Annotated in this window: 11 protein-coding genes; 6 read left to right on the forward strand and 5 right to left on the reverse strand. The window is 52.5% G+C overall.

The window, feature by feature from the left end; all coding sequences use genetic code 11:
• The first annotated feature begins 520 nt into the window (after nucleotides 1-520).
• Nucleotides 521-3118 (forward strand): bifunctional aconitate hydratase 2/2-methylisocitrate dehydratase, encoded by a 2598-nt coding sequence (gene acnB, locus AC2FCQ_RS22370; RefSeq protein ID WP_265556822.1) that lies wholly within the window; start codon nucleotides 521-523, stop codon nucleotides 3116-3118.
• Between the two features lie 107 nt (nucleotides 3119-3225).
• Here the strand turns inward: acnB and AC2FCQ_RS22375 are convergent, their stop codons facing one another.
• Nucleotides 3226-3516: a hypothetical protein gene (locus AC2FCQ_RS22375; RefSeq protein WP_265556821.1), complete on the reverse strand. Its 291-nt coding sequence runs from the start codon at nucleotides 3514-3516 to the stop codon at nucleotides 3226-3228.
• A 633-nt stretch (nucleotides 3517-4149) separates the two neighbouring features.
• Between AC2FCQ_RS22375 and yacL the strand changes: the two genes are divergently transcribed.
• A complete protein-coding gene (yacL, locus tag AC2FCQ_RS22380) occupies nucleotides 4150-4512 on the forward strand; it encodes a protein YacL (protein WP_037416800.1) in 363 nt (120 codons plus the stop codon).
• Nucleotides 4513-4548: 36 nt separating this feature from the next.
• Here the strand turns inward: yacL and speD are convergent, their stop codons facing one another.
• The 3 genes from speD to AC2FCQ_RS22395 form a co-directional block, all read right to left on the reverse strand.
• The gene (speD, locus tag AC2FCQ_RS22385; protein WP_012146704.1) at nucleotides 4549-5343 is read right to left on the reverse strand and encodes an adenosylmethionine decarboxylase; all 795 of its coding nucleotides are present in this window, start codon (nucleotides 5341-5343) and stop codon (nucleotides 4549-4551) included.
• A 222-nt stretch (nucleotides 5344-5565) separates the two neighbouring features.
• The gene (speE, locus tag AC2FCQ_RS22390; protein WP_209637529.1) at nucleotides 5566-6426 is read right to left on the reverse strand and encodes a polyamine aminopropyltransferase; all 861 of its coding nucleotides are present in this window, start codon (nucleotides 6424-6426) and stop codon (nucleotides 5566-5568) included.
• A gap of 112 nt (nucleotides 6427-6538) precedes the next feature.
• On the reverse strand, nucleotides 6539-6886 hold the full coding sequence (locus tag AC2FCQ_RS22395) for a YacC family pilotin-like protein (RefSeq protein ID WP_209637531.1): 348 nt from the start codon (nucleotides 6884-6886) through the stop codon (nucleotides 6539-6541).
• 236 nt (nucleotides 6887-7122) lie between these two features.
• On the opposite strand from AC2FCQ_RS22395, the gene cueO reads away from it, so the two are divergent.
• A complete protein-coding gene (gene cueO, locus AC2FCQ_RS22400; RefSeq protein ID WP_490309079.1) occupies nucleotides 7123-8781 on the forward strand; it encodes a multicopper oxidase CueO in 1659 nt (552 codons plus the stop codon).
• 98 nt (nucleotides 8782-8879) lie between these two features.
• Entirely contained in the window at nucleotides 8880-9416 is a 537-nt protein-coding gene (gene hpt / locus AC2FCQ_RS22405) for a hypoxanthine phosphoribosyltransferase (RefSeq protein ID WP_209637535.1), read from the forward strand.
• A gap of 105 nt (nucleotides 9417-9521) precedes the next feature.
• Here the strand turns inward: hpt and can are convergent, their stop codons facing one another.
• On the reverse strand, nucleotides 9522-10178 hold the full coding sequence (gene can, locus AC2FCQ_RS22410) for a carbonate dehydratase (RefSeq protein WP_061807929.1): 657 nt from the start codon (nucleotides 10176-10178) through the stop codon (nucleotides 9522-9524).
• Nucleotides 10179-10414: 236 nt separating this feature from the next.
• Here can and AC2FCQ_RS22415 point away from each other — a divergent pair, with 236 nt between their 5' ends.
• Nucleotides 10415-11338: an ABC transporter ATP-binding protein gene (locus AC2FCQ_RS22415; RefSeq protein ID WP_209637537.1), complete on the forward strand. Its 924-nt coding sequence runs from the start codon at nucleotides 10415-10417 to the stop codon at nucleotides 11336-11338.
• The gene (locus tag AC2FCQ_RS22420) at nucleotides 11335-12105 is read left to right on the forward strand and encodes an ABC transporter permease (RefSeq protein ID WP_209637540.1); all 771 of its coding nucleotides are present in this window, start codon (nucleotides 11335-11337) and stop codon (nucleotides 12103-12105) included. The genes AC2FCQ_RS22415 and AC2FCQ_RS22420 overlap by 4 nt, the downstream gene beginning before the upstream one ends.
• Nucleotides 12106-12133: the final 28 nt, after the last annotated feature.

The following is a 12133-nucleotide window of genomic DNA, read 5'->3' on the forward strand; positions in this document are numbered from 1 at the left end:
GCGCACAATGTTTTGGCTCGGTAGCGCTTGTATCGTTCTTTAACGATGTAAGAAATCCGTAAGGTGCCTGCTAACACCGAACGGAACAAGAGAACCGCCTTCACCTGGGGCGGTTTTTTTGTGTCTTTCGCTCTCAACTTTCGATTTTTGCAACCATTAACCATTGTAAGTGAGTGGGTATTGTGTTGTTCTCATCAGGCTGAATTATGGTGTAGACGAAACCGTCCTACAGCCCCGTCTGGCCAGTGCAGCAGCCGATTACACTGCGCTCAACGATTCAGCAAAGATTTAATGTTGCTTTTATGTGAACGAATTAACAACCAATTCAAATCCTGATATGCTGGCTGAGCGGAACCGGGCACTGTACTTACAGTCCAGGACATCGACAGCAGTGCCCCGTCAGGATCAATGGCATCAACACCGTGCGCTAAACCCGGTTTGAAGATATACCCTGTGGCTTAAAGGCGACGGGTACAAAACGCCAGGCACAATAAATGACAATGAGAGCGAGGAGAATGTCGTGCTAGAAGAATACCGTAAGCACGTAGCCGAGCGTGCTGCAGAGGGCATCGTCCCTAAGCCGTTAGACGCCACCCAAATGGCAGCGCTGGTTGAATCATTAAAGAATCCGCCAAAAGGCGAAGAAGAATTCCTGTTAGACCTGCTGATTAACCGTGTACCACCAGGCGTCGACGAAGCCGCCTATGTCAAAGCAGGTTTCCTGGCGGCCATCGCCAAAGGCGAAGCAACATCTCCCCTGATTACCCCAGAGAAAGCCATTGAACTGTTAGGCACTATGCAGGGTGGCTACAACATTCATCCGCTGATCGACGCGTTGGATAACGAAAAGCTGGCACCGATTGCTGCCAAAGCGTTGTCCCATACGCTGCTGATGTTTGACAACTTCTATGACGTAGAAGAAAAAGCCAAAGCGGGTAATCCGCACGCCAAGCAGATCATGCAGTCCTGGGCCGATGCCGAATGGTATCTGTCACGTCCAAAATTGGCAGAAAAACTCACTGTTACCGTGTTCAAAGTCACCGGTGAAACCAATACCGATGATCTGTCACCGGCGCCGGATGCCTGGTCTCGTCCAGATATCCCTTTGCACGCCTTGGCGATGCTGAAGAACGAACGTGAAGGTATCGTGCCGGATCAGCCGGGCAGCGTTGGCCCGATCAAGCAAATCGAACTGCTGAACAAAAAAGGCTTCCCTCTGGCCTATGTCGGTGACGTGGTCGGTACCGGTTCTTCCCGTAAATCGGCTACCAACTCGGTGTTGTGGTTTATGGGTGACGACATCCCGTATGTGCCTAACAAGCGCGGCGGTGGTGTGGTACTGGGCGGTAAAATTGCGCCAATCTTCTTCAACACCATGGAAGATGCCGGTGCGCTGCCGATTGAAGTGGACGTGAATGACCTGAACATGGGTGACGTGATCGACGTCTATCCGTACAAAGGCGAAGTGCGTAACCATGAAACGGGCGAACTGATCGCGAATTTCGAACTGAAAACCGATGTGCTGCTTGATGAAGTGCGCGCCGGTGGCCGTATCCCGCTGATCATCGGCCGTGGCTTGACCACCAAAGCTCGTGAAGCGCTGGGCTTGCCGCACAGCGACGTGTTCCGTGTTGCCAAAGAAGTGGCAGCCAGCAACAAAGGCTTCTCACTGGCGCAGAAAATGGTTGGCCGCGCCTGTGGTGTTGCCGGCGTGCGTCCGGGTGAATATTGTGAACCTAAGATGACCTCTGTTGGTTCTCAGGACACCACCGGCCCGATGACCCGTGACGAGCTCAAAGATCTGGCCTGTCTGGGCTTCTCTGCCGATCTGGTGATGCAGTCCTTCTGTCACACGGCCGCGTACCCGAAACCGGTTGACGTGACCACGCACCACACGCTGCCAGACTTTATTATGAACCGTGGCGGTGTATCGCTGCGTCCAGGCGACGGTGTTATCCACTCCTGGTTGAACCGTATGCTGCTGCCGGATACTGTAGGTACCGGTGGTGACTCCCATACCCGTTTCCCGATCGGTATTTCTTTCCCTGCGGGTTCTGGTCTGGTGGCCTTTGCTGCGGCGACCGGCGTTATGCCGTTGGATATGCCAGAATCCGTTCTGGTTCGCTTCAAAGGCAAAATGCAGCCGGGTATCACTTTACGTGACCTGGTACATGCTATCCCTTACTACGCGATCCAGCAGGGTCTGTTGACGGTGGAGAAAAAGGGCAAGAAGAACATTTTCTCCGGCCGTATCCTGGAAATTGAAGGCCTGCCGGATCTGAAAGTTGAGCAGGCATTTGAACTGACCGATGCTTCTGCTGAACGTTCTGCTGCCGGTTGTACCATCAAGCTGGATAAGGCGCCGATCCAAGAGTACCTGAACTCCAACATCGTGCTGCTGAAGTGGATGATCTCCGAAGGTTACGGCGATCGCCGTACGCTGGAGCGTCGTATCCAGGGCATGGAAAAATGGCTGGCGGATCCACAATTGATGGAAGGCGATGCGGATGCAGAATACGCCGCGGTGATCGACATCGATCTGGCCGAGATCACTCAGCCAATCCTGTGTGCACCAAACGATCCTGACGATGCGCGCCTGCTGTCCGACGTGGCCAACAGCAAGATCGATGAAGTGTTCATCGGCTCTTGCATGACCAACATTGGTCACTTCCGTGCTGCCGGCAAGCTGCTGGATCAGCACAAAGGTCAGCTGCCAACGCGTCTGTGGGTTGCTCCACCAACCAAGATGGATGCGGCTCAGTTGACCGAAGAAGGCTACTACAGCGTATTCGGCAAGAGCGGCGCGCGTATCGAGATCCCGGGCTGTTCACTGTGCATGGGTAACCAGGCGCGTGTGGCTGACGGTGCGACGGTGGTTTCCACTTCGACCCGTAACTTCCCGAACCGTCTGGGGACCGGCGCTAATGTCTATCTGGCGTCTGCAGAATTGGCCGCGGTTGCTTCGTTGCTGGGTCGTCTGCCAACGCCGGACGAGTATCAGACTTATATGGCGCAGGTCGACAAGACAGCGGCGGATACCTACCGTTATCTGAACTTTGACCAACTGGGCCAGTACACTGAAAAAGCTGACGGCGTGATTTTCCAAACCGCGGTTTAATTGAGTGACAGAGTCGTCATGTGAAGCGGGGGCCTATAAAGGCCCCCGTTTTTTATGGCAATCATGCCTGCTTGTTTTCATGCTCACAAAATGGGGTTACCCACTGTCTACTTTTTGAAGATTTCAACGTGGATGTCTTTATGATCGCTTTCCTGGCCGGATGCACCGACAATTCGGTAGTAGCAATCTTTGCCGCTCAATCCGCTGAGTTCATTGCATTTTTGATCGACAGCGTTGGAGATGCCTTTATGTCCGACGGTTGGCACGCCGGTTTGTTGGATTGAGAGGTCGCCGAGTTTTGTATAGCTGGCAGAATCTTCAAGGGTGATCTGCTTGGCGGCAAAAGAAGACGCCGAGAAAATAATGCTCAGTGCTACGATTGGGATAATGTATTTCATGGCACACATCCTGATCTTGATGATAGATATGAAGGCGATGAAATCGCCTCTGGCCGGTATTGAACTTTTATTAAAGCTCCATAATGTAAAAGCTAATCGATATTTGCAGAAAGTCAAAAGAGAAGGATTGTCATGGCTATAATAATGTATTTATTTTTCAATGGTATATTTTTTTATTTGCCTTATTTTGACATGCATCTTCACTTTCTTTACATTGTTCGAATAAATAAAATTATTGAACATTTTCCATGATCCTGCCTTACCCATATCTCGAAATAAGCCGTGCTGGTTTACTTTTCTCCCGGCAATAACGCCAACTCTTCCTTCTATTTTTTATAACAACTTGATTAAGTTAATCCTTAATGCCGACAGGCTGACGAGAGGATTATCGGGGCAATTTGTGCACCGCGGAGATGGCGGTGGGCTTAGTGTCTCGCCCACGGAGAGCAAAACAAAACCGCGAGCCTATCGAGCGAGCGACAGGCGACTTCCCATTGCCGACGCAAGCGGCTATATTGCGCGGCGATAGCGCCACCGGCGTTTTATTTTTCTCAGTTGCCAACTTTGCGAGCGCTCACTGAGTTAGTCATGAATTAATGTTTACACTAAAAGAAAGTGCTCAGGAGGCGTGCTATGGATTACGAATTTCTGCGTGACGTGACCGGCCAGGTGATCGTCAGATTTTCGATGGGGCATGAGGTCATTGGCCACTGGATCAACGAAGAACTCAAAGGCGACTTTAACCTGTTGGACCGGATAGAAGCCGGTGCGGCGGAGGTAAAGGGCAGCGAACGCCAATGGCAGTTGGAAGGTCATGAATACACGTTGCTGATGGACGGTGAGGAGGTGATGATCCGTGCCAATCTGCTGGAGTTTGAAGGCGACGAGATGGAAGAGGGGATGAATTATTATGACGAAGAAAGTCTCTCATTCTGCGGCGTCGAGGATTTTTTGCAGGTGCTGAAGGCTTATCGCTCTTTCATGCTGAAGTACTAAACGTCGGGCGCGGCATTGCGCTGCGCCCGAAAGTTATCACAGGTGCGGAATATTGCGGCCGTAATAGATTTCCTGCATCTCTTTCCACAGTAGATCGGTAATCTCTTTACGCTCGGCGGCACTCAGTGCATCCGGTTTGGCGTTAAACAGGTAGTGCTTCAGATCGAAATCCTTCAGCAGCATCTTGGTGTGGAAGATGTTCTCCTGGTAAACATTCACGTCCATCATGTGGTATAGCGCCTTCATGTCATCAGACATGAAGTTCTGGATCGAATTGATCTCATGATCGATGTAATGTTTTACGCCATTCACGTCGCGGGTAAAACCACGCACGCGGTAATCCATGGTGACAATGTCAGATTCCAACTGGTGGATCAGGTAATTCAGCGCTTTAAGCGGTGAAATCACGCCGCAGGTCGAGACTTCGATATCGGCGCGGAAGGTGCACAGACCGCCTTCCGGATGGCTCTCCGGATAGGTGTGAACACAGATGTGGCTCTTGTCCAGGTGTGCAACCACGGTCTTTGACAATGGGCCTGGGTGTTCCGAGGTATCGACATCATTCGGATCAACCGGTTCTTCGCTAACCAGAATGGTGACGCTGGCGCCCTGAGGCTCATAGTCCTGGCGTGCGATGTTCAGAATATTTGCGCCAATGATCGAGCAGGTTTCGCTCAGGATCTCGGTCAAGCGGTTGGCGTTGTATTGCTCGTCAATGTAGGCGATATAGCCAGCGCGGTCATCCGCGGTTTTGGCATAACAAATATCGTAAATACAAAAACTCAGGCTTTTTGTCAGGTTGTTGAAGCCGTGCAGTTTTAGCTTATGCAATTTGGTTCACCTCCTTTATCTTCTCGCTTAACGTGAAACGTTCATTACCGACCTATTTGAAGCGGCCTCTGTATTGGCTGCGCTCCCTTACCCAGCTCACTGACTGGCGCCAGCTCATCGGGGGTTCGTTCACTTGCCGCGTTACTCGGCAAAGCCTCGCCCGTTGGGGCCAGCGCAAGCGCTGTTCAACAAAGCCGTGGCTTCGTCGTGATGCAACTTCAATTATTTTGGGCGTAGTGCGTCGAGCAAATACTGCGGCAGTGCAAAGCTGCCCACGTGAATTGCCGGGTTGTAATAACGGCAGTTTAAGCCACTTTGATTAAAGCGATGTTGCAGGGTAGGTAAGTCGAGCTGGCGCAGTGCCGGATCCTGACTCGCCCAAGCGAAGGTCATAATGCCGCCGTAATAGGTCGGAATTGCGGCCTGATAGAAGCTGACGTCGTTGAAGTACTGGCTCAGTTTGGTGTGGCTATTAACCGCTTCGTCTTGCTGCAGGAAGCACACGCCGTTCTGTGCGACAAAAATGCCACCTTCATTCAGGCAGCGTGCACAGCCTTCATAGAACGCAGAGGTGAACAGACTTTCACCGGGACCGATGGGATCGGTACAGTCAGAGATAATCACATCGAATTTTTCATCGGTCTGACTAACAAAATTGACACCGTCATCAATCACAAGTTTGAAGCGTGGGTCGTCGTAGGCACCCGCATTGTGGTTTGGCAGGTATTGGCGACAGAACTCCACCACACCAGCGTCGATCTCAACCATGGTGATGTGTTCTACGCCCTGATGACGGCTCACTTCACGCAACATGGCGCCGTCGCCACCGCCGATGATGAGCACTTTCTTCACCCGGCCGTGTGCCAACAGCGGTATGTGGGTCATCATTTCGTGATAGATGAATTCATCACGCTCGGTGGTTTGCACCACGCCGTCGAGCGCCATCACGCGCCCCAGAACCGGGTTTTCAAAAATAACCAAATCCTGATGCTCGGTCTTCTCACGATACAGCACGTTCTCTACTGAGAAGTACTGGCCGAAGTTGGCATGCAGCGTCTCATACCAAATTTCTTTCTGGGTCATGTGCGGGAACTCCGTAATAACAGCCATGAAAAATGGGCGCAACATCATAGCTAACTCTGCCTGGTGATGCACGGCTGAATTTCAAACAGAGGTAGCGGAAAGGCGGAGGGGATTAGTTGGCGTAGGCCAGCAGGCTTAGCGAGTCACGAGCCAGGGATTTGCATTTGTTGGGGGTCGGGATGGCAATACCGCTAAGATCACGGTAGCTGTCTTCACCCAGCGCCTTCATATTGAAGCTATTATAGTTGGTCAAATCCCAACGGTTTTGTTGGGCAAAATAGACGATGGCGCGCTTGATTTGTGCATTAGGCAAGTCGTTGTAGCCACAGTCATTTTTCAAATAGATAAATACTGCCGTCAGATCGGCCAGATCTTCCGCCTCAGACTCATTCAGCGCCAGACTGGCGTTGGAGAACCCCAGCATGGTGAGCAGCACCACCAGTAATGTTGTTTTTTTCATCGTGAAAATAGACCTGTTTGTTGTCAACAGACGTTATCACACTTGCCTGTAAAGGCACCAAATTTTATTACCGACGGATAACATAATGGACAGCAAAGGCTTGACCTTCCGCTAAGGGGAGGGTTTAGGCTGTATAGCGTTAAGTTTAGACCCATAATCTTTCAAGCTGCCGCCTGATTGAGTTTGCAGCAGCTTAGTGAGCATTGAGTGCCGATCACTGAAAAAGGGAGTCAGCGATGTTACGCCGTGATTTTATCAAACTGACCGCTGCGCTGGGCGCGGCAAGCGCTTTACCGTTGTGGAGCCGGGGTGTGTGGGCGGCCGAGCTGCCTGCGTTGCCTATTCCGCCGCTACTGACGCCGGATGCGCAGGGAAATATCGCGCTGGCGTTACAAACCGGCGAAATGAACTGGCTTCCGGGTAAAGCGACCCACACCTGGGGCGTGAATGGTGCGCTGCTGGGGCCGGCCGTTCGACTGCAACGCGGCAAACCGGTGACGGTAGATATCCGCAACGCGTTGCCGGAGGCCAGTACCCTTCACTGGCACGGTTTGGAAATCCCGGGCGATGTCGATGGCGGCCCACAGGCGTTAATCCAACCGGGTACCACGCGCAGGGTGCAGTTCACGGTTGAACAGCCCGCAGCGACCTGCTGGTTCCATCCGCATACCCATGGCAAGACGGGGCAGCAGGTGATGAAGGGGTTGGCGGGGTTGGTGCTGTTGGAAGATGATGAGAGCAGTAAGTTGCCACTGCCGAAAACCTGGGGGCAGGATGATATTCCTGTGATCTTACAGGATAAGCGGTTAGGCAAAGACGCACAGATTGAATATCAATTGGACGTGATGAGCGCGGCGGTGGGCTGGTTTGGTGACCGCATGTTCACCAACGGCGCGCAGTATCCACGGCATATTGCCCCGCGTGGTTGGTTGCGCCTGCGTTTCCTCAACGGGTGTAATGCCCGTTCGCTGAACATAGCGGCCAGTGATAACCGTCCACTTTATGTGATCGCCAGCGACGGGGGTTTTCTGGCTGAGCCCGTCAAGCTGACTGAATTGCCGATGCTGATGGGCGAGCGTTTTGAAGTGCTGGTGGATGCCTCCGACGGCAAGCCGTTTGATATTGTTACGCTGCCGGTTAAACAGATGGGCATGACGTTGGCACCATTCGACCAACCACTGCCGGTGCTGCATATTCAGCCTTCGATGGCGCAGGGTATCAAGACGATGCCGGATAGCCTGGTGACGCTGCCGGCATTGCCTGCGGTGGCGGGTGTGCAAGAGCGTTGGCTGCAACTTATGATGAATCCGCAGTTGGATATGCTGGGCATGCAGGCGTTGATGGATCGTTACGGCCATCAAGCCATGGCAGGAATGAGCATGGATCACGGCAGCATGGGCAAAGGTGACGGGGCAATGGCCGGCATGGGACAGGGCAGTATGAAAGGCATGGACCACGGCAATATGAAAGGTATGAATCACGGCGATATGAAAGGTATGAATCACGGCGATATGAAGGGCATGGATCACAGCGCCAAACCTTTCGACTTCAGCCACGGCAATATGATCAACGGCAAGGCTTTCGACATGGCTAAACCGATGTTTGACGCCAAGCGTGGCAAATACGAGAAATGGACCATCTCCGGCGAGGGCGACATGATGTTGCACCCGTTCCATATTCACGGCACCCAGTTCCGTATTCTATCGGAAAACGGCAAGCCGCCAGCGGCCCACCGCAGTGGTTGGAAAGACACGGTGCGCGTTGAAGGCTGGCGCAGTGAAGTGTTGGTGCGCTTTGATCACCTGGCCAACAGCGATCATGCCTATATGGCCCATTGTCACCTGCTGGAACATGAAGATACCGGCATGATGCTGGGCTTTACGGTAACCGACTGATTATCCCGCGGCGTAAAACGGGCGGCGCACTCGCGTCGCCAGCGGCTTCAGGCTATGCTAAACTCTGCGCCCTTCTTCCGGCAACTGACCTGAAACCTATGAAACACACTGTAGAAGTAATGATTTCCGAGCAGGAAGTTAAGACCCGTATCGCTGAACTTGGCCGCCAGATCACCGAACATTACCGCGATAGCGGCAGTGACATGGTATTGGTTGGGCTGCTGCGCGGCTCCTTCATGTTCATGGCCGATCTGTGTCGTACGATTGATGTACCACATGAAGTCGACTTTATGACAGCTTCCAGCTATGGCAGTGGCATGTCCACTACTCGCGACGTAAAAATCCTCAAGGATTTGGACGAAGACATCCGTGGCAAAGACGTGCTGATCGTCGAAGACATCATTGATTCTGGCAACACGTTGAATAAAGTGCGCGAAATCCTGGCACTGCGCGGGCCAAAATCACTGGCGATTTGTACCCTGTTGGACAAGCCTGAACGCCGTGAAGTTGAAGTACCGGTTGAGTACGTCGGCTTCCCGATCCCGGACGAGTTCGTGGTGGGTTACGGCATTGACTACGCCCAGCGTTATCGCCATTTGCCGTACGTCGGTAAAGTGGTGCTGCTGGACGAATAAACTGCGGTTGGCGCGATATACCCTTTATACTTGAAGCTGCACCTGTGTTTGACTGTCATTGTGCAACTTCAATTATTTGGGGTATATGTCGTGTTCTGGGCGGAGTTAAATGCCTTTATCTTGCTGAAGCGTAGCCATCGCCTTGCGATAGCCCATTTCCAGGCTTTCTCGGCTGGTGGCTGCAACTTCCAGATCCCGCAGACGTCCGTCCTGGATCCCATACACCCAACCGTGAATCATCACTTTCTGACCGCGTTTCCACGCCGACTGCATTATGGTGGAATGGCCCAGGTTATAGACCTGCTCAATCACGTTGATTTCGCACAATACGTCAAGGCGCTGTTCCGGTTCCAGCTCACCCAACAGTGAACTGTGTTTGTACCAAAGATCGCGAATGTGCAGCAGCCAGTTGTTGATAAGCCCCAGCTCTGGGTTCTCCACCGCGGCTTCTACGCCACCGCAGCCCAGGTGGCCACAAATGATAATATGTTCAACTTCCAGCACGTCGACGGCATATTGCACGACCGACAAGCAGTTTAAATCGGTGTGAATGACCAGGTTTGCCACATTACGGTGGACAAACAGTTCTCCTGGTTCCAACCCGGTCAGCCTTTCCGCAGGAACGCGGCTGTCTGAACAACCAATCCATAAAAAACGGGGCTTTTGCGCCTGTGCTAAACGTTCAAAAAAATCTGGATCTTCCTTACTGATGTTAGCCGACCAAGTATGGTTATTAGCGATAAGCTTTTCGATTTCTTTCATGGAGGTTATTGGCCTGTAACGAACAGATTGCGTTGGGGTAATATAGGACAAGCGTCACAGTTTGGAAATCGGAACCGTTACGCAAGACGATATTCAGCCACTTTTTATACAGTATGGCGGGATGGAACCTGAATTTTCCGCACGGATTTGCCTCAGTGAAAACGCTGCTGATGATAAGATCACCTTCATTACAATACGCAGCAGCATACTCATCGTCACAAGGTACTTTTTAACTTATGAATTATGCACTGGAATTAGCGCAGTTAACCAAGACTTACGCCGGTGGCGTCAAGGCATTGCGCGGGATCGATCTGAATGTCGAAGCCGGGGATTTCTATGCTTTGCTGGGGCCTAACGGTGCCGGAAAATCCACGACCATCGGCATTATCAGTTCGCTGGTTAATAAAACGTCCGGCAGCGTGCGGGTGTTTGGCTACGACATCGACAAAGACATCGTCAATGCCAAACGCCAGCTCGGGCTGGTGCCACAGGAATTCAACTTTAACCCGTTCGAAACGGTGATGCAGATAGTCGTCAACCAGGCGGGTTACTACGGCGTAGCTCGCCGTGAAGCACTGGCGCGGGCGGAAAAATACCTGACTCAGCTGGATCTGTGGGGCAAGCGTGAAGAGCGCGCCCGCATGCTGTCTGGTGGTATGAAGCGTCGCCTGATGATTGCCCGAGCGCTGATGCATCAGCCAAAACTGCTGATCCTCGATGAACCGACCGCCGGGGTGGATATCGAACTTCGTCGCTCGATGTGGGGCTTCCTGAAAGAGCTGAACGCGCAAGGCACCACCATTATTCTTACCACTCACTATTTGGAAGAGGCCGAAATGCTGTGCCGCAACATCGGCATTATCCAGAACGGTGAGTTGGTCGAAAATACCTCAATGAAAGGGTTGTTGGCCAAGCTCAAGTCCGAGACCTTCATCCTGGATCTGGCCGCGAAAAGCCCATTGCCGAAGCTGGACGGTTACCGCCACCGTCTGACGGACACCTCAACGTTAGAAGTTGAAGTGATGCGTGAGCAAGGCCTGAATGGTCTGTTTACCCAACTCAGCACGCAGGGTGTTCAGGTACTGAGCATGCGTAACAAGGCTAACCGGCTGGAAGAGCTGTTCGTCACCCTGGTTAACGGCAATGGAGAAAAAGCATGACGCGTTTGTATTGGGTGGCCTTACAGAGTATCTGGGCCAAAGAGATCAACCGTTTTGCCCGTATCTGGATCCAGACGCTGGTACCACCGGTGATCACCATGACGCTGTATTTCATCATCTTTGGCAACCTGATTGGTTCGCGCATTGGTGAAATGCACGGTTTTGATTACATGCAGTTTATCGTGCCGGGCTTGATCATGATGGCGGTGATCACCAACTCGTATGCCAACGTGGCTTCGTCATTCTTCAGCGCCAAATTCCAGCGCAATATTGAAGAACTGCTGGTGGCACCGGTTCCGACGCACGTCGTCATCGCCGGTTACGTCGGTGGTGGCGTGGCGCGCGGCATTTGCGTCGGCGTATTGGTTACCGTGATTTCGCTGTTCTTTGTGCCATTGCAGATCCACGCCTGGTGGGTGATTGTCGCTACACTGCTGCTGACGGCGATTTTGTTTTCGCTGGCGGGGCTGATCAACGCGGTATTTGCCACGACCTTTGACGATATCAGCCTGATTCCGACCTTCGTGCTGACGCCGCTGACCTATCTGGGCGGGGTATTTTACTCGCTGACGCTGCTGCCGCCGTTCTGGCAGGCGGTGTCCAAACTGAACCCGATCGTGTATATGATTAGCGGTTTCCGTTACGGTTTCCTGGGCATCAGCGACGTTCCCTTGGCGCTGACGATGGCAGTGCTGGTGGCGTTTATTGCGGTGTTCTACCTGTTGTCATGGTACCTGATTGAACGCGGCCGCGGTCTGCGTACCTGATGAACTGGCGTCCCCGTTCAGTCGTCCG

The organism is Serratia sp. CoH_134_PS_4, from assembly GCF_058190535.1.